The following is a 17717-nucleotide window of genomic DNA, read 5'->3' as shown; positions in this document are numbered from 1 at the left end:
CTTAGAGCACATCGCTGGCAAAGTCTGCCAGTCGTGAGCGCTCACCGCGAGCGAGGGTGATGTGCCCGCCGTGTGGCCAGCCTTTGAAACGGTCCACGGCGTAGGTCAACCCTGACGAACCTTCGGTCAAGTAGGGCGTGTCGATCTGGGCCAAGTTGCCCATACAGACGATCTTGGTGCCTGGACCCGCACGGGTGATCAGTGTTTTCATTTGCTTGGGCGTCAAGTTTTGCGCCTCGTCAATGATCAAGTACTTGTTCAAGAACGTGCGCCCGCGCATGAAGTTCAGGCTCTTGATTTTGATGCGGCTGCGAATCAACTCATTGGTGGCTGCACGGCCCCATTCGCCTGAGGTGGTTTCGGTTTTGGCCAAGACTTCCAGGTTGTCGTCCAATGCGCCCATCCATGGGCCCATTTTTTCTTCTTCAGTGCCGGGTAAAAAGCCGATGTCTTCACCGACGCTGACCGTGGCGCGGGTCATGATGATTTCGGTGTAGCGGCGATCGTCCAAGACTTGCGTCAAACCCGCGGCCAAAGCCATCAAGGTCTTACCCGTTCCTGCTGTGCCGGTGAGGGTGACGAAGTCAATCTCGGGGTCGGTCAACATGTTCATCGCGAAATTTTGTTCGCGGTTGCGGGTGGTTACGCCCCACACGGCATTTTTGAGATGGTTGAAATCTTTGAGTGTTTTGAGCACCACATTTTTGCCACGAATCTCAGTCACCCGCGCGTACAGACTGGGCTCACCCGCCGCTTCGTAATACACAAATTGGTTGATGTGCAAGTCGGCCACGATGGGGCCGCTCAAGCTGTAAAACGTCTGGTTGCCACTTTGCCAGCTCTCCACCGATTTGGCGTGTTTGATCCAGAAGTCTTGGGGCAAGGCAATGGCGCCCGAGTACAGCAGGTCACCGTCTTCTAAGGTCTTGTCGTTTTGGTAGTCTTCGGCGGCCAATCCCAACGCACGTGCTTTGACGCGCATGTTGATGTCTTTGGAAACCAGCACCACCTCACGCGGTGCGTGAACTTGTCGCAAGGCTTCGACCACGCCCAAGATTTGGTTGTCAGCCTTGCCTTGGGGCAAGCTCGATGGCAACGTGAAATCGAGGACCTGTGTTTGGAAGAACAACCGACCGCCGACTTCGCGGTGGCCTGTGCCGTCTAATTTGATGCCCGTGGTGATGTCTGCGCCATGCGTGGCTACGAGTGCATCGAGCGTGCGACTGGTTTGGCGTGCGTTACGCGCGACTTCGGTCATGCCTTTTTTATGGCCGTCGAGCTCTTCCAGCACGATCATGGGCAAGAACACATCGTGTTCTTCGAAATTGAAGAGGCACATCGGGTCGTGCATCAACACGTTGGTGTCGAGCACAAACAATTTGGTCGGCCCTGTGTGCTTTGGCTTTTTCTGACGGGCAGGGCTGCTGCGTGTTGGGGTGGACTGGCGCTCTTCGTCGCGTTGTTTGGCGGCCGGTGCTTCTGCGTGGCGAGGGCTTTCGTGACGGGTGTCACGAACCTTGGTTGCGGGGGCTTGCGTTTTCGCTACAGGCGCTTTGGTTGGCTGGACTGAAGCCACGGGCTCCATGGGTGCTTCTTTTTCGTCGGTTCTGCGCGCCGATTTGTTTTTGGCAGGGGTATGGAGGGCTTCGGTATTCAGGAAAGCAGCGCGTTTGGCAGGGGCAGGAGGCAATGGCATGGAAGGGCTTTGTGTGAAGTAACGAAAAAGATGGACTCAAAAACGAAAAAGCCGCCTGGAGGCCAAGGCGGCTTGAAGAGAGTGCGTGTTCGCTTTTGTGAACGTCATAGAACCACTATAACCGAGCTCTGTGACGTTTCTAGGACAGGGTTAGGCGCCTGCTTTTTTCAAGGCTTTGACGGCCTTCAAAACATCATCCACGTGACCTGGCACTTTCAAACCGCGCCATTCTTCTTTGAGCAAGCCGTCAGGGCCGACCAAGAAGGTGCTGCGTTCAATGCCTTTGACTTTTTTGCCGTACATGATTTTGTTTTTGACGACGCCAAACATGTGACACATTTTTTCTTCAGTGTCTGCAATCAACTCGAACGGAAGTTCAAGTTTGGTTTTGAATTCGTCGTGCGATTTCATGTTGTCGCGTGACACGCCAAAGACGATGGCACCCGCTTTGACAAAGTCTTTGTACTTGTCGCGGAACTGCATCGCTTCGGTGGTGCAGCCGGGGGTGTTGTCTTTGGGGTAAAAGTACAACACCATCATTTGGCCGTTGTGGGAGTTGTTAGAAACCTTGATGCCACCTGTTGCATTGGCCTCAAATTCGGGAAGGGGTTTATTGACAACAATTGCCATAGCGCTCAATCAGGTGTGACAGTGGAGACGGCCGGATGAAGGGAGCGACTGTCTAGACAGCCCCCTTACGGCAACCCGCTATTTTAACTTAGAAAGATGAGCGGTATGCCCTTCATGCCATGCGCAGTTGCAGACGTACTTATTCATTACCTGCCGCGGGTTCAATCAACAACGCCGCCGCCACTTTGCGGCCTTCGCCCGCCAAAATGTTGTAGGTGCGACATGCTGCTTGCGTGTCCATCGTTTCGAGGCCGATGCGTTTGTTCATCAGCGCAATCAGCCACTCTGGTTTGGCAAAGCGCAGACGTTCGCCGCTGCCAAAAATGACAAGCTCCACATCGAGTTCTGCCAATTGTGTGAAATGTTGTGGGCCTAAATCTTCAAAGCGTGCGCATTGCCAATCCTCGCGAGTGCCCGCAGAGGTGATCAACATGCTGTGTTGTACCTTTTCACCTTGAATGGCCACCCAGCCAGGTCCGTAGCTGGTGACGGACAGGGTGTCGATGCGATCGGGTTGTAATTTCATAAATGCCTTGAGAACTGTGGTCAAATTATAGGTTTTCACCCTGTAAAAGAGCCCTCGGAGGGACTTTGAAGAAGATCCAAAAATCCAACAAGCTGTCCAACGTCTGTTATGACATTCGCGGTCCCATCATGGACCGAGCGCGTCACATGGAGGAGGAAGGCCACAAGATCATCAAACTCAACATCGGTAATTTGGCCGTGTTTGGCTTTGATGCGCCTGAAGAAATTCAGCAAGACATGATCCGCAACTTGCCCACCTCGGCGGGTTACTCCGACAGCAAAGGTATCTTTGGTGCGCGCAAAGCGGTGATGCATGAAACGCAAAAGCAAGGCATCAAAGGTGTCACGCTGGACGACATTTACCTGGGCAACGGTGCCAGTGAGTTGATCGTCATGGCCACCAACGGCTTGCTCAACGATGGCGACGAAATGTTGCTGCCCGCGCCTGACTATCCCTTGTGGACAGCGGCGGTGAGCTTGTCCGGCGGCACGCCCGTTCACTACCTGTGCGACGAAGCCAATGGCTGGATGCCCAGCATTGACGACATTCGCGCCAAGATCACGCCCAACACCAAGGGCATTGTGGTCATCAACCCCAACAATCCCACGGGTGCGTTGTATTCGGATGCGTTGTTGCTTGAGATCGTGGCTTTGGCGCGTGAACATGGCTTGATCATTTTTGCCGACGAGGTGTACGACAAAGTCTTGTATGACGACGTCAAGCACACACCGATTGGCAGCTTGAGCGAAGACGTGTTGACACTCACTTTCAACTCGCTGTCCAAGAGCTACCGCTCGTGCGGTTACCGCGCGGGTTGGTTGGTGGTATCGGGCGATAAGAAGCCTGCAGCCGATTACATCGAGGGCTTGAACATGCTCTCGAACATGCGTTTGTGCGCCAACGTGCCAGGGCAGTGGGCGATTCAAACGGCCTTGGGCGGCTACCAAAGCATCAACGATTTGGTGGGTGAGGGCGGTCGTTTGCGCAAGCAACGTGACTTGGCTTATGAACTCATCACAGCCATTCCCGGCGTGACATGTGTGAAGCCGCAAGCCGCGCTGTACATGTTCCCGCGCTTAGACCCCAAGGTCTACCCGATCAAAGACGACCAACAATTCTTCTTGGAAATGTTGGAAGAAACCAAGGTGATGTTGGTGCAAGGCACCGGCTTCAATTGGCCTGACACCGATCACTTCCGCATCGTGTTCTTGCCTCATGTGGATGACTTGCGTGAGGCCATCTTGCGCATCGCTAAATTCCTCGAAAACTACAGAAATAAAAACGCAGTATGAAACCGATTCAAGTAGGCCTGTTAGGCATTGGGACCGTAGGCAGCGGCACATTTGAAGTGCTGACACGCAACCAAGAAGAAATCCAACGTCGCGCTGGTCGCGGCATTGAAGTCACGATGGTGGCTGACCTCGATGTGGCGCGCGCCAAAAGCATCGTGGGTGCGAATGTGCAAGTGGTGGACGATGCGCGCAAGATCATCGCCAACCCAGACATCGACATCGTGGTCGAACTCATTGGCGGCTACGGCATTGCCAAGCAACTCGTGCTCGAAGCCATCGAGGCAGGTAAGCATGTGGTGACAGCCAACAAAGCTTTGCTGGCTGTGCACGGCACAGAAATCTTTGCAGCCGCCCACAAAAAAGGTGTGATGGTGGCGTTTGAAGCCGCTGTGGCTGGTGGTATTCCGATCATCAAAGCATTGCGCGAAGGTCTGACGGCCAACCGCATTCAGTGGCTGGCCGGCATCATCAATGGCACCACCAACTTCATCTTGTCCGAAATGCGCGACAAAGGCTTGACCTTTGACGACGTGCTCAAGCAAGCACAAGCCTTGGGCTATGCCGAAGCTGACCCGACCTTCGACATCGAAGGTGTGGACGCCGCGCACAAAGCCACGCTCATGTCGGCCATCGCGTTTGGCGTGCCTGTGCAGTTTGATAAGGCCTATATCGAAGGCATCACCAAACTCGAATCACAAGACATCAAATACGCCGAACAACTCGGCTACCGCATCAAGTTGTTGGGTATTTCCAAGCGCACCGCCGCAGGCATTGAGCTGCGCGTGCACCCTTGCTTGGTGCCTGCCAAGCGTTTGATTGCCAACGTCGAGGGCGCGATGAACGCCGTGATGGTGCACGCCGATGCCGTGGGCACCACGTTGTATTACGGCAAAGGTGCGGGTAGTGAGCCTACCGCCAGCGCCGTGATTGCCGACTTGGTCGACATCACACGTTTGCACACCGCAGACCCGTTGAACCGCGTGCCGCATTTGGCCTTCCAGCCTGACGCGATGAGCAACTTACCCATTTTGCCGATGGCCCAAGTGGTCACCAGCTACTACTTGCGCTTGCGTGTGGCAGACCAAGCCGGTGTGCTCGCCAAGGTCACAGGTATTTTGGCGAACGCCGACATCAGCATTGATGCCGTGTTGCAGCGCGAAGCCGGTGAGGGCGAGAGCCACACCGACCTCATCATCTTGACCCACGATTGCGTGGAAGCCAAGATGAACCAAGCCTTGGCTGAAATGCAAAAGCTGACCACCGTGTTGGCCCCGATCACCCGCATCCGCAAAGAAGAGTTGAACTGATGCTGTATTTGTCCACGCGCGGCCATGCCGAGCGCAAGCGTTTTTGTGAAATCCTCCTTGAGGGCTTGGCCCCTGATGGCGGTTTGTATTTGCCCGAACATTACCCACAGGTGGACGATGCCGCGCTCACGCGTTTGCGCACCACGTTCAAAACCCAAGGCTACGCAGCCTTGGCGTTTGAACTGCTGTCGCTCTACATCGACGACATTCCTGCCGCTGACCTGAAAGCCTTGTGCGCCAAGACCTACACCCAAGAGGTCTACGGCACTGAGGCCATCGTGCCAGTGCGCAAGTTAGATGATGGCTTGCTGGTGGAGGCTTTGTCCAATGGCCCCACGCTCGCGTTCAAAGACATGGCCATGCAACTGCTGGGCAACTTGTTTGAGTACGAGTTGGCGCGCCGTGGCGAAGAGCTGAATATTTTTGGCGCTACTAGTGGCGACACCGGCAGCGCCGCCGAATACGCCATGCGTGGCAAAAAAGGTGTGCGCGTGTTCATGACCAGCCCGCACGGCCGCATGAGCCCCTTCCAGCAAGCGCAAATGTTCAGCCTGATGGATGAGAACATTCACAACATCGCCATCGAAGGCGTGTTTGACGATTGCCAAGATTTGGTCAAAGCCGTGTCCAACGATTTGGACTTCAAAACCAAATACAAAATTGGCACCGTCAACTCCATCAACTGGGCACGTTTGTTGGCACAGGTGGTGTACTACTTCGCCGGCTATTTCCAAGCGACCACGGCCAACAGCCAAAAGGTGAGCTTCACCGTGCCCAGTGGCAACTTTGGCAACGTCTGTGCCGGCCATGTGGCCCGCATGATGGGCTTGCCTGTGGACACCTTGGTGGCCGCCACCAACGAAAACGATGTGTTGGACGAGTTCTTCCGCACCGGCGTGTACCGTGTGCGCGGCAGTGCCGACACGCACGAAACCTCCAGCCCATCCATGGACATTTCCAAGGCCAGCAACTTCGAGCGCTTTGTGTTTGATTTGCTCGGTCGCGATGCGGCGCTGACCAACGACCTGTTTGGTGCGCAAATCTCGAAGAACGGCAAGTTCGACCTGAGCGGCAACCCACACTTCGCAGAAGCCGCCACACGCTACGGCTTTGCCAGCGGCAAGAGCACACATGCCAACCGGTTGGCCACCATCCAAGACGTGCACAAGCGCTTCGGCGAAATGATTGACACCCACACGGCCGACGGCGTGAAAGTGGCGCGTGAACACCTCAAGGCCGGTGTGCCCATGATTGTTTTGGAAACCGCCTTGCCCATCAAATTTGCCGCCACCATCGTGGAAGCCTTGGGCCAAGAGCCCCATCGCCCTGCTAAGTTTGAAGGCATCGAAGCCTTGCCCAAACGCGTGCAGGTGATGAAGGCGGATGTGGCGCAAATCAAGGCCTACATCGCCAAGCACTGCGACCACGCATGAAAGTCGTCGCCTTTGCCGGTTACTCCGGTTCTGGCAAAACCACACTGGTCGAGCAGTTGATCGTGGAGATGCGCATGCGTGGCTTGCGTGTCTCGGTGGTCAAACACGCGCACCACAACTTTGAGGTCGATCAGCCCGGCAAAGACAGCTGGCGCCACCGCGAAGCGGGGGCGTTTGAGGTGGTGGTCGCGTCAAGCCAGCGCTTGGTGGTGCAACGCACCTTTGCGCAACCCACTCGGTTGTCCGTGCACCACTTGTTGGCTGAGGTGTATGAAGGCGTCGATTGGGTGTTGGTCGAGGGGTTCAAACAAAGCGACTTGCTCAAAATCGAAGTCTGGCGACATGCCTCGGGTCAGCCCGTGCGCTACCCCGATGATGATTTTGTGGTGGCCGTCGCCACCGATTCGCCCCAAGCGCTGCCTGAACCCACGCTTCGTCCCCTTTTGGATTTGAATGACGCCCAAGCCGTGTGCGCATGGCTGATCGATCACGAAGACCGTTTTCACTACAACCCACGCCCGATATGACACGTCCTGCACTGCGGTCTCTTGATGAAGCTTTGCCTCAATTGCTGGCGCAAGCCAAGCCGTTGCACACCAAGCAAACCGTGTCTACGTTTGATGCCGATGGCCGTGTGCTGGCACACGATGTGACCGCAGCCTTGCAAGTGCCACCCCAAGACAACAGCTCAATGGATGGTTATGCCGTGCGCGCAGCAGACTGTGCGCAAGCCGGTGCGGTGCTGCGTGTGACGCAGCGCATTCCGGCGGGCACACATGGCACGCAGCTCCATGCAGGCGAAGCCGCACGCATCTTCACGGGGGCACCTATTCCGCCCGGTGCAGATGCTGTGGTGATGCAAGAAGACTGCGAAGCCCGAGAGGGCGAGCAAGTCCAAGTGACCAAGGCCGTACCCGCAGGGCAGTGGATTCGCCGTTCGGGTGAAGACGTCACACGCGGCGCCACGGTGCTCACCCAGGGCACTCGCTTGACGCCTGCTGAGTTGGGTTTGGCCGCCAGCATTGGCTTGGCGCAGTTGCAGGTGTCTGCACGTCCGCGCGTGGCTTTGTTCTCGACGGGTGATGAGCTGGTCATGCCCGGCGATGTGGCGCCTGAAGCCATGCCTGCTGGCGCCATTTACAACTCCAACCGTTTCTTCTTGCGCGCCATGTTGCAGCGCTTGGGCTGCGAGGTGACCGATCTGGGCATCGTGCCCGACAAGCGCGACGCCACCATTGCCGCCTTGCGCGATGCAGCTTTGCACCACGATTTGATTTTGACCAGCGGCGGTGTGTCGGTGGGCGAAGAAGATCACATCAAACCTGCGGTGGAGAGCTTGGGCGAATTGAACCTGTGGCAACTCGCCATCAAGCCTGGCAAACCCTTTGCGTATGGCAAGGTGAACCGTGAAGCAGAAGGTGACGCTTGCCACTTCATGGGCTTGCCCGGCAACCCCGTGTCCAGCTTTGTGACCTTCTTGTTGTTGGTCCGTCCGTTTGTGCTGGCCTTGCAAGGTGTGACGAAAACCGAGATCGCACGCACCGACACGACGGCCCATTTCGATTGGCCCCGCGCGGACAAGCGCCGTGAGTTTTTGCGCGTTAAGCGCAACGCCCAAGGCGGCTTGGACTTGTTCCCTAACCAAAGCTCTGGCGTGCTCACATCGGCCGTGTGGGGCGATGGCGTGGTGGATAACCCTGCTGGGCAAACGATTTCAAAAGGCGATACCGTTCGCTTCATTTCCTTTGCGGAATGGCTGGCATGACTGGAGCGCCTCACGTGACTTTGAATGTCAACCTCAAATACTTTGCATCCATTCGCGAAGCCATCGGGCAGGGCGGTGAAACCCTGCGTACGCAAGCCACCACGCTCAACGCTTTGCGTGATGAGCTGATGGCACGTGGCGGTGCGTATGCGGAGGTTTTGGCGCCTGGCCGCGCTGTGCGCACGGCTTTGAATCAAGATCTGTGTGACGGCGACGCGGTCCTCAGCGAAGGTTGCGAAGTCGCGTTCTTTCCACCCGTGACCGGCGGCTAAACCTTCAGCAATTTCGCGAGGCGATTGATGACTTTCACTGTCAGCATCCAAACCCAAGACTTTGATGTGAGCCAAGAGCTCTCGGCCTTGCGTGCGGGTGATGCGCGCGTTGGGGCCGTCTGCTCTTTTCTAGGTACGGTGCGCGAGCGCAACGAGGGCAGTTCGGTGGCGAGCATGGAACTTGAGCACTACCCCGGCATGACCGAGAAGTCCATCTCGGCCATGATGGACGAAGCGAAGCAGCGCTTTGACATCTTTGCGGCCCGCGTGATTCACCGCGTGGGTTTGTTGCAGCCCGAAGACCAAATTGTGTTTGTGGCGGTGACCTCGGCGCACCGCGGCGAGAGCTTCAAGGCCTGTGAGTTTTTGATGGACTACCTCAAAACGCAGGCACCTTTTTGGAAAAAAGAAGTCACCCCCGAAGGCGCGCGTTGGGTGGATGCGCGTGTGAGTGACGACCAAGCGTTGGCACGCTGGGGCATTCAAGCCAGCAACAGCGCAGCGACCCAATAACACCCTTGTTGGGGCGACGCTTTGCGCTTTAGCCGCAGATTTTTATCTCGCGGCTAAGGCGTGCCGCAATCTGTCAAGCTGCACAGAGTTTGATGCACATCAAGGGCAAGGTTGGCTTTGTCTCTTGAAATAAGTCGTATCAGCCTCAGCTACGAGGCTATTCAATAGCTTGCTGCGGAGTTCCTATGCGCCTTGACAAACTCACCACTAAATTTCAAGAAGCCCTGTCCGAGGCCCAAAGCTTGGCCTTGGGCGGCGATCACGCCTACATCGAACCGTCTCATGTGTTGGTCGCCATGCTGCGCCAAGACGATGGCCCCAAATCATTGCTGCAACGCGCAGGTGCCAATGTGGTGGGCTTGCTGGCCGCGGCTGAATCGGCCATGAACCGCTTGCCCAAAGTTGAGGGCCAAGAGCAAGTGCAGGTTGGGCGTGACACCGTGTCGTTGGTGCAAGCGGCTGAAAAAGAAGCCATCAAACGCGGTGATCAGTTTGTGGCCAGCGAGTTGTTTTTGCTCGCCATGTGTGACAACAAGGGCAACTGGGGCAAGATGGCCACCGAAAACGGTTTGAGCCGTCGCTCTTTAGAGACGGCCGTGACGGCGGTGCGCGGTGGGCAAAAAGTGGACAACGCCGAGAGCGAAGGGCAACGCGAGTCGCTCAAAAAATACTGTGTTGATCTGACCGAACGTGCGCGCAACGGCAAGCTGGACCCCGTGATTGGCCGTGACGACGAAATCCGCCGTGCCATTCAGGTGCTGCAGCGTCGCACCAAAAATAACCCCGTGTTGATTGGTGAGCCTGGCGTGGGTAAGACCGCGATTGTGGAAGGCTTGGCGCAGCGCATTGTGGCGGGCGAGGTGCCTGACTCGCTCAAAGGCAAACGCGTGCTGTCGCTGGACATGGCCGCTTTGTTGGCCGGTGCCAAGTTCCGTGGTGAGTTTGAAGAGCGCCTGAAAAGCGTGTTGACCGAGTTGGCCAAAGACGAAGGCAAGACCATCGTTTTCATCGACGAGCTGCACACCATGGTGGGCGCAGGCAAAGCCGAAGGTGCGATGGATGCGGGCAACATGCTCAAGCCCGCTTTGGCGCGCGGTGAGTTGCATTGCGTGGGTGCCACCACATTGGACGAGTACCGCAAATACATCGAAAAAGATGCGGCGTTGGAACGCCGTTTCCAAAAGATCATTGTGGGTGAACCCACCGTGGAAGCCACCATCGCTATCTTGCGTGGCTTGCAAGAAAAGTACGAAGTCCACCATGGCGTGGAGATCACCGACCCCGCCATCGTGGCGGCGGCTGAGTTGTCACACCGCTACATCACCGACCGTTTCTTGCCCGACAAAGCGATTGACTTGATCGACGAAGCTGCGGCGAAAGTGAAGATCGAGATTGACTCCAAGCCCGAGGTGATGGACAAGCTCGACCGTCGCTTGATTCAGCTCAAGATTGAGCGCGAAGCTGTGCGCAAAGAAAAAGACGAAGCGTCCCAAAAACGCTTGGCCTTGCTGGAAGAGGAGATCACCCAGCTGGGCAAAGAAGCCGCGGATTTGGATGAAATCTGGAAGTCTGAAAAAGCGTCGGCCCACGGCGGCGCGCAGATCAAAGAAGAGATCGACCGCTTGCGTTTTCAAATTGAAGAGTTCACGCGCAAGGGCGATTTCAACAAGGTCGCTGAGTTGCAGTACGGCAAACTGCCCGAGCTTGAAAAACGCATGAAAGACGCCACTGCCAAAGAAAATGCCAAGCAGGCTAAGACCGGTGGTCATCGTCTGTTGCGCACGCAAGTGGGCGTGGAAGAGATTGCCGAAGTGGTGGCGCGTGCCACAGGCATTCCCGTGTCCAAACTCATGCAGGGCGAGCGTGAAAAGTTGCTGCAAATGGAAGACAAGTTGCACAACCGCGTGGTCGGCCAAGACGAGGCCATCACTGCGGTGGCCAACGCCATTCGCCGTTCACGCGCAGGCTTGGGCGACCCCAACCGTCCGACCGGCTCGTTCTTGTTCTTGGGCCCCACCGGCGTGGGCAAGACCGAGTTGTGCAAAGCCTTGGCGGGCTTCTTGTTTGACAGCGAAGACCACATGATTCGCATCGACATGAGCGAGTTCATGGAGAAGCACTCGGTGAGCCGTTTGATTGGCGCGCCTCCCGGCTACGTGGGTTACGACGAGGGCGGCTACTTGACCGAGGCCGTGCGTCGCAAGCCATACAGCGTGCTGTTGCTCGATGAGGTGGAGAAGGCGCATCCCGATGTGTTCAACATCTTGTTGCAAGTGCTGGACGACGGTCGTTTGACCGATGGCCAAGGCCGCACGGTGGACTTCAAAAATACCGTGATCGTGATGACGTCCAACATCGGCTCACCCATCATCCAAAGCATGGTGGGTGAAGACCCACAAGACATCAAGGACGCGGTGTGGGATGAGTTGAAAAACCATTTCCGTCCCGAGTTTTTGAATCGCATCGACGAGACCGTGGTGTTCCACGCTTTGGATGCTGACCACATCGCGCGCATTGCAGACATTCAGTTGAAGGTGTTGTCGGCGCGTTTGGCCAAGATGGACTTCGCTTTGCAGGTCTCTGCTGCCGCGTTGGCTGAGCTGGCCAAGGTGGGCTTTGATCCGGTGTTTGGTGCACGTCCCTTGAAGCGTGCGATTCAACAGCGGATTGAAAACCCCTTGTCGAAGTTGCTGTTGGAAGGCAAGTTCGGCCCCAAAGACACCATTGCCGTCAGCGTCGATCCGGTGCGTGCGCCGGGTGAGTTCGCGTTCACCAAAATCGCTTCGGTGATTTAAGCATGACCAAGGGCTGAGGCTGGGGGCTTGTCCCCCACTCGACGCGTCTTCAAAAGCGCAACAGGTAGGATCGTTATCCTCGCTTGTTGCGCTTTTTTTATGGCCCCGTCATGACCACACTTGCCCATACAGCCACCCCTTGGCGCGATGACGCTTCTGTCATTGGCTTGGTGGGCTTGGCACACGCCAGTTCTCACTTTTCGCACCTGTTGCTGCCTTTGATGTTCCCCGTGTTCATCAAAACCTTTGGGTTGAGCTATTCGGAACTCGGGTTTTTGATGTCGGTATTTTTTGTGGTGTCGGGGATGGGGCAGGCCTCGGCGGGCTTTGTGGTGGACCGCTTTGGGGCACGGCCCGTGATGTTTGGCTCATTGTTGGTCTTGGCCTTGGCTTGCATCGTGGCTTCTTTTGCACAAAGTTATGCAGGCTTGATGGTGGCGGCTGCCATGCTGGGATTGGGGAACTGTTCGTTTCATCCGGTGGACTTCACCATCTTGAATCAAAAAGTGTCGCCTCCGCGCTTGGGCTATGCCTTCAGCGCGCATGGGCTGACGGGTAATTTGGGCTGGGCTGCTGCGCCCGTGTTCATGGTGGGCTTGAGCACTTGGCTGGATTGGCGTGCTGCCTATGTGGGCGCAGGTTTGGTTTTCTTGGGTATTTTCTTGTTGCTGCTTTGGCAACGCGAGGCCATACAGACGCAGGCCACGCACCACCAACAGGCTGCGGGTTCTGAGCACACCTTGGCCTTTTTAAAAATCCCCGTGGTGTGGTGGTGTTTTGGTTTCTTCTTGCTGTCCACCATGACGCTGGCGGTGGTCCAAAGTTTCGCTGTGTCTATTTTGCAAGCCATGCACCATGTGACGTTTGAGGCGGCCACCATGACTTTGACCGCCTACATGTTGTGCGCGGCCTTGGGCATGTTGGTCGGTGGCTTCGTGGCTGCACGCTGGCCCCGTCAAAGCGACAAAGTAGTGGCCAGTTGCATGACGGTGGCTGCACTGTTGATGGCTTTGTGTGGCAGCGGTTGGTTAGACGCCAACGCCACCATGGTGATCTTGGCCGCCACGGGCTTGGCCATCGGCGTGGGCGGGCCGTCACGCGACATGATGATCAAGAAAGCGACACCCAAGGGCGCTACAGGACGGGTCTACGGCATGGTGTATTCCGGCCTTGATGTGGGCTTTGCCATGTCGCCGCTGATTTTTGGCGTGTTCATGGACCACGGCTGGTATGGCGCCACTTTGTTGGGCGCTGCTGTCGTGTTGTTGATGAGCGTGGGTGTGGCATTGGGTGTGGGTCGACGCACCGTGCATGGTTAAAACGAAAAAGAGGCAAACGATGACAAAACAAATTGCAGGCCACTTGCTGGTCGAGTGCTTGATTGAGCAAGGCGTGACGCACGCGTTTGGCGTGCCCGGTGAAAGTTATTTGGCGGTGCTGGATGGTTTTCATGCTTATCGCGATCGGATTCGGTTTGTGACCAACCGCCAAGAGGGCGGGGCGGCATTCATGGCCGATGCCCAAGGGCGTTTAACGGGGCGTCCGGGCGTGTGTTTCGTCACGCGCGGGCCAGGCGCTACCAACGCCTCGATCGGCGTGCACACGGCGTTTCAAGACAGCGCGCCGATGGTGCTGTTTGTAGGCGATGTGGGCAGCGACTTCCGTGACCGCGAAGCCTTTCAAGAGGTGGACTACAACAGCTTCTTTGGCCCCAGCACACGTGGCATGGCCAAGCGGGTTGAACGCATTGACGACCCTGCGCGCATTCCTGAATACGTGGCACGCGCCTTCGCCACCGCGATGAATGGCCGCCCTGGCCCCGTGGTGTTGGTGTTGCCAGAAGATATGCTGGTGCGTGAGGTTAATTCGCGCCCCTTGGCCCGCGTAGAGCCTGCGCAAGCATGGAGCGACCCCGGTGCGTTGCGCCAGTTGCGCGAGATGTTGTTGGCGGCGCAGCGTCCGTTTGTGATTGCGGGCGGCAGTGGGTGGACGCCGCAGTCCGCGCAAGCTTTGCAGCGCTTTGCGGAAAACTGGAAGTTGCCCGTGGGCAATGCCTTTCGTTTTCAAGACACCTTTGACAACCATCATCCGCAGTACGCGGGCGATGTGGGCATTGGCATCAACCCCAAGCTGGCGCAGCGCATTCGTGAGAGCGATTTGGTGTTGGCCATTGGCCCCCGTTTGGGTGAGATGACCACCAGTGGCTACACCCTGTTGCAAGCGCCCAAACCCACGCAAAAGCTGGTGCACATTCACGCCAGCGCTGAGGAGCTCAACCGCGTCTACCAAGCTGACTTGGCCATGCTCTCCACCATGAATGCTGCGGCCCGTTCGCTGGAAGTGTTGACCGCACCGTCCACCTTACCTTGGGAAGCATGGACTGAAGCGGCCCATGCCGACTACGAAGCCAACATGTTGCCGCAAGCGCTGCCGGGTGACATCGACATGCCCGCCATCATTGGTGTGGTCAACCGTTTGTTGCCCGATGACACGGTGTACACCAACGGCGCAGGCAACTTTGCCAGCTGGGTGCATCGCTTTCACAAGCACCACGGTTTGGCGCGCGGTGTGCGAACCCAATTGGCACCTACGGTGGGCTCCATGGGCTATGGCGTGCCTGCAGGCATTGCCGCCAACATCCTCACAGGTCGCACGGTGTTCACCATTGCGGGTGACGGTGATTTTTTGATGAATGGCCAAGAGTTGGCAACGGCCTCGCAACACGGTGCGAAAACGATCATCGTGCTGCTGAACAACGGCATGTACGGCACGATTCGCATGCATCAAGAACGCGAGTACCCGCATCACCAGAGCGGTTCGCATTTGCAAAACCCCGACTTCGCAGCGTTGGCGCAGGCCTATGGTTATGCGGGTGTGCGGATCACGCGCACGGATGAGTTTGAGGCCGCGTTGACCGATGCGCTGGCTCGCGAACAGGGCACATTGATTGAAGTGATGTTGGACCCTGAAGTCATCACCACGCGTGGCACCTTGAGCGCCATTCGTGACGCTGCCGTTCAAAAGCAGGTCAAGCCGGCTGCCCCATAACCCAGTTGTTTGAAGCTTGTGCGCAAGCTTCTCCGTCAAAGCAAAAGGGACGCCGAGGCGTCCCTTTTGTTTTCAGCGAAGACCGAATTACTTCAGGTGCTTGCCGATCAAGCCAGCCAATTCAAACATGGTGACTTGGGCTTTGCCGAACACGCCCTTGAGCTTGTCGTCAGCATTGATGTTGCGCTTGTTCGCTGCGTCTTGCAGGCCGTGCTTCTTGATGTAGACCCACAGCTTGCTGACCACTTCTGTGCGTGGCACAGGTGTGGCGCCGATCACGGCGGCCAATGCGGCGCTAGGCGTCATGGCTTTCATGAACGCTGCATTAGGCGTGCGCTTTTTAGCAGCTACTTTTTTAGCAGGAGCAGCTTTCTTTGCGACGACCTTTTTAGCTGCAGGGGCAGCTTTTTTGGCGGCTGGCTTTGCAGCAGCGACTTTTTTAGCGGGAGCAGCTTTTGCAGCTACGACTTTTTTCGCGGCGGGAGCAGCTTTTGCTGGTGCTTTTTTTGCCGGTGCTTTCTTTGCAGTTGCCATGGTTGATTTCCTTCTAGAAGTGGTTGTCATTGCCTCTGAGAGACGTGCTCTTTGAAACAAGTTGCATGCTAATTGAGAAAAATCTTCTTTCCAAGGGAAAAATCACTTTTTTCACATGAGATTGTTGTTTTTGCGACTGCGCTTTTGTGAGGTTTTTGAGTGTGCCGTTGTGCATGGCGTCTCTGTGCGTGAGCCACATCGCCATGGCATGACGGTAGATTGCAGTGCGTAGCTCGTTTTTAGGGCTTGTGTTTTGTAAAACAAGTTTTCATATTGTGAATATTCTCTGTGCTGCAGCGCGTCATTTTTTCTTGATATGAGAAATTGAATTTTGCTATTCGAAAAATGTTTTTTAAGTTGTTGATTTGTATGAATAAAAATATATTCTTATATAAGACATAAGACAAGATTCAACTCTTATAGAAGACTTATAGTTGAGCCATCGAGAAAGCCTTGCTTTGCAAAGCCCTCGCTAACAGCCATCAACTTAATGGAGTGAACCATGCCTCAATCTCTGAACGAACAACTCAGCCGCGAACAACAAATTGCCGCCCTCGAAAAAGACTGGGCAACCAACCCACGCTGGAAAGGCGTGAAGCGTGGCTACTCGGCTGCAGACGTTGTACGTTTGCGCGGCAGCATGCCCATCGAGCACACACTCGCCAAGCGCGGTGCAGAAAAGCTCTGGGACAAAGTCAACGGCGGCGCCAAAAAGGGTTACGTCAATGCCTTCGGTGCCATCAGTGCTGGTCAAGCCATGCAACAAGCCAAAGCTGGCTTGGAAGCTGTGTACTTGTCAGGCTGGCAAGTTGCTGCTGACGGCAACACATCTGAAACCATGTACCCAGACCAATCGCTCTACGCGTACGACTCTGTGCCCACCATGGTTCGCCGCATCAACAACACGTTCAAGCGTGCTGACGAAATTCAATGGGGCCGCGGCATCAACCCAGGCGACAAAGAATTCATCGACTACTTCTTGCCCATCGTGGCTGACGCTGAAGCCGGTTTCGGTGGCGTGTTGAACGCTTTCGAATTGATGAAGAACATGATTGCCTCTGGCGCAGCTGGCGTTCACTTTGAAGACCAATTGGCTGCCGTGAAAAAATGCGGTCACATGGGTGGCAAAGTGTTGGTGCCAACACAAGAAGCTTGCGAGAAATTGATCTCTGCACGTTTCGCAGCTGACGTCATGGGTACATCCACCATCGTGTTGGCCCGTACCGATGCTGAAGCTGCTAACTTGATCACTTCTGATCACGATGCCAACGACAAGCCTTTCTTGACAGGCGAGCGCACGCCAGAAGGTTTCTACCGCGTCAAAAACGGTTTGGAACAAGCCATCAGCCGCGGCGTTGCTTACGCCCCTTACGCTGACTTGGTGTGGTGCGAAACAGGCGTGCCAGACATTGGCTTCGCTCGCGAATTTGCACAAGCTGTGCACGCGGCATGCCCAGGCAAGCTGTTGTCATACAACTGCTCACCTTCGTTCAACTGGAAGAAAAACTTGGACGACAAGCAAATCGCTTCGTTCCAAGAAGACTTGTCGGCTTTGGGCTACAAGTACCAGTTCATCACCTTGGCCGGTATCCACATCAACTGGTACAACACCTTCCAGTTTGCCCACGCATACGCCAACGGCGAAGGCATGAAGCACTACGTCAACATGGTGCAAGAGCCTGAGTTCGCAGCGCGCGACAAGGGTTACACCTTCGTGTCACACCAGCAAGAAGTGGGCGCAGGCTACTTCGACGACGTGACCACCGTGATCCAAGGCGGTTCATCTTCTGTGAAGGCTTTGACAGGTTCTACTGAAGAAGAGCAGTTCCACTGATCGACTTCTCGAAGGCAAATGCTGGGCGGCGTAAAATCTGCTTCAGCGTTTAGATACTTCTTCCAAGCGCGG

Annotated in this window: 15 protein-coding genes; 11 read left to right on the top strand and 4 right to left on the bottom strand. The window is 56.0% G+C overall.

All coding sequences use genetic code 11. The annotated features are described in order from the left end of the window. Nucleotide 1: 1 nt before the first annotated feature. From C5F52_RS07870 to C5F52_RS07860, 3 genes are all read right to left on the bottom strand, one after another. A complete protein-coding gene (locus tag C5F52_RS07870) occupies nt 2–1696 on the bottom strand; it encodes a PhoH family protein (RefSeq protein ID WP_104797749.1) in 1695 nt (564 codons plus the stop codon). Nucleotides 1697–1846: 150 nt separating this feature from the next. Then, complete coding sequence (locus C5F52_RS07865; protein ID WP_104797748.1) at nt 1847–2326, bottom strand: peroxiredoxin; 480 nt, start codon at nt 2324–2326, stop codon at nt 1847–1849. A gap of 139 nt (nt 2327–2465) precedes the next feature. After that, nucleotides 2466–2852, bottom strand: coding sequence for an Mth938-like domain-containing protein (locus C5F52_RS07860; RefSeq protein WP_104797747.1), 387 nt, complete (start codon nt 2850–2852; stop codon nt 2466–2468). Between the two features lie 65 nt (nt 2853–2917). Here C5F52_RS07860 and C5F52_RS07855 point away from each other — a divergent pair, with 65 nt between their 5' ends. The 10 genes from C5F52_RS07855 (at nt 2918) to C5F52_RS07810 (ending at nt 15277) form a co-directional block, all read left to right on the top strand. After that, nucleotides 2918–4144, top strand: a complete 1227-nt coding sequence (locus C5F52_RS07855; RefSeq protein WP_104797746.1) for a pyridoxal phosphate-dependent aminotransferase — start codon at nt 2918–2920, stop codon at nt 4142–4144. Next, entirely contained in the window at nt 4141–5451 is a 1311-nt protein-coding gene (locus C5F52_RS07850) for a homoserine dehydrogenase (RefSeq protein ID WP_104797745.1), read from the top strand. Before C5F52_RS07855 ends, C5F52_RS07850 begins: the two co-directional genes overlap by 4 nt. Further along, nucleotides 5451–6884, top strand: a complete 1434-nt coding sequence (thrC, locus tag C5F52_RS07845; protein ID WP_104797744.1) for a threonine synthase — start codon at nt 5451–5453, stop codon at nt 6882–6884. Before C5F52_RS07850 ends, thrC begins: the two co-directional genes overlap by 1 nt. Then, a complete protein-coding gene (mobB, locus tag C5F52_RS07840; protein WP_104797743.1) occupies nt 6881–7411 on the top strand; it encodes a molybdopterin-guanine dinucleotide biosynthesis protein B in 531 nt (176 codons plus the stop codon). The genes thrC and mobB overlap by 4 nt, the downstream gene beginning before the upstream one ends. After that, a complete protein-coding gene (gene glp, locus C5F52_RS07835) occupies nt 7408–8649 on the top strand; it encodes a gephyrin-like molybdotransferase Glp (protein ID WP_104797742.1) in 1242 nt (413 codons plus the stop codon). The genes mobB and glp overlap by 4 nt, the downstream gene beginning before the upstream one ends. A gap of 20 nt (nt 8650–8669) precedes the next feature. Continuing rightward, nucleotides 8670–8921 (top strand): molybdopterin converting factor subunit 1, encoded by a 252-nt coding sequence (moaD, locus tag C5F52_RS07830; RefSeq protein WP_369951940.1) that lies wholly within the window; start codon nt 8670–8672, stop codon nt 8919–8921. 27 nt (nt 8922–8948) lie between these two features. Next, entirely contained in the window at nt 8949–9434 is a 486-nt protein-coding gene (gene moaE, locus C5F52_RS07825; protein ID WP_104797741.1) for a molybdopterin synthase catalytic subunit MoaE, read from the top strand. A 185-nt stretch (nt 9435–9619) separates the two neighbouring features. Further along, the gene (gene clpB / locus C5F52_RS07820) at nt 9620–12229 is read left to right on the top strand and encodes an ATP-dependent chaperone ClpB (RefSeq protein WP_104797740.1); all 2610 of its coding nucleotides are present in this window, start codon (nt 9620–9622) and stop codon (nt 12227–12229) included. Nucleotides 12230–12339: 110 nt separating this feature from the next. Next, nucleotides 12340–13548 carry an MFS transporter gene (locus C5F52_RS07815; protein WP_104797739.1) on the top strand — a complete coding sequence of 403 codons (1209 nt, stop codon included), beginning with the start codon at nt 12340–12342 and terminating at the stop codon, nt 13546–13548. Between the two features lie 19 nt (nt 13549–13567). Next, nucleotides 13568–15277, top strand: a complete 1710-nt coding sequence (locus C5F52_RS07810; RefSeq protein WP_104797738.1) for a thiamine pyrophosphate-binding protein — start codon at nt 13568–13570, stop codon at nt 15275–15277. A gap of 87 nt (nt 15278–15364) precedes the next feature. Here the strand turns inward: C5F52_RS07810 and C5F52_RS07805 are convergent, their stop codons facing one another. Continuing rightward, nucleotides 15365–15811 carry an SWIB/MDM2 domain-containing protein gene (locus C5F52_RS07805; protein ID WP_104797737.1) on the bottom strand — a complete coding sequence of 149 codons (447 nt, stop codon included), beginning with the start codon at nt 15809–15811 and terminating at the stop codon, nt 15365–15367. 502 nt (nt 15812–16313) lie between these two features. Between C5F52_RS07805 and aceA the strand changes: the two genes are divergently transcribed. Further along, complete coding sequence (gene aceA / locus C5F52_RS07800; RefSeq protein ID WP_104797736.1) at nt 16314–17645, top strand: isocitrate lyase; 1332 nt, start codon at nt 16314–16316, stop codon at nt 17643–17645. The last annotated feature ends 72 nt before the right edge of the window (nt 17646–17717 follow it).

The organism is Limnohabitans sp. TS-CS-82, from assembly GCF_002943475.1.
The sequence above is the reverse complement of the archived record's forward strand: the minus strand, read 5'-3'. Positions and strand labels throughout refer to the sequence as shown.

Excerpts from the sequence above, each read along its gene's own strand:
- C5F52_RS07870 (WP_104797749.1), bottom strand. The coding sequence starts at position 1,696 with ATGCCATTGCCTCCTGCCCCTGCCAAACGCGCTGCTTTCCTGAATACC.
- C5F52_RS07865 (WP_104797748.1), bottom strand. The coding sequence starts at position 2,326 with ATGGCAATTGTTGTCAATAAACCCCTTCCCGAATTTGAGGCCAATGCA.
- C5F52_RS07860 (WP_104797747.1), bottom strand. The coding sequence starts at position 2,852 with ATGAAATTACAACCCGATCGCATCGACACCCTGTCCGTCACCAGCTAC.
- C5F52_RS07850 (WP_104797745.1), top strand. The coding sequence starts at position 4,141 with ATGAAACCGATTCAAGTAGGCCTGTTAGGCATTGGGACCGTAGGCAGC.
- thrC (WP_104797744.1), top strand. The coding sequence starts at position 5,451 with ATGCTGTATTTGTCCACGCGCGGCCATGCCGAGCGCAAGCGTTTTTGT.
- mobB (WP_104797743.1), top strand. The coding sequence starts at position 6,881 with ATGAAAGTCGTCGCCTTTGCCGGTTACTCCGGTTCTGGCAAAACCACA.
- glp (WP_104797742.1), top strand. The coding sequence starts at position 7,408 with ATGACACGTCCTGCACTGCGGTCTCTTGATGAAGCTTTGCCTCAATTG.
- moaE (WP_104797741.1), top strand. The coding sequence starts at position 8,949 with ATGACTTTCACTGTCAGCATCCAAACCCAAGACTTTGATGTGAGCCAA.
- clpB (WP_104797740.1), top strand. The coding sequence starts at position 9,620 with ATGCGCCTTGACAAACTCACCACTAAATTTCAAGAAGCCCTGTCCGAG.
- C5F52_RS07815 (WP_104797739.1), top strand. The coding sequence starts at position 12,340 with ATGACCACACTTGCCCATACAGCCACCCCTTGGCGCGATGACGCTTCT.
- C5F52_RS07810 (WP_104797738.1), top strand. The coding sequence starts at position 13,568 with ATGACAAAACAAATTGCAGGCCACTTGCTGGTCGAGTGCTTGATTGAG.
- C5F52_RS07805 (WP_104797737.1), bottom strand. The coding sequence starts at position 15,811 with ATGGCAACTGCAAAGAAAGCACCGGCAAAAAAAGCACCAGCAAAAGCT.
- aceA (WP_104797736.1), top strand. The coding sequence starts at position 16,314 with ATGCCTCAATCTCTGAACGAACAACTCAGCCGCGAACAACAAATTGCC.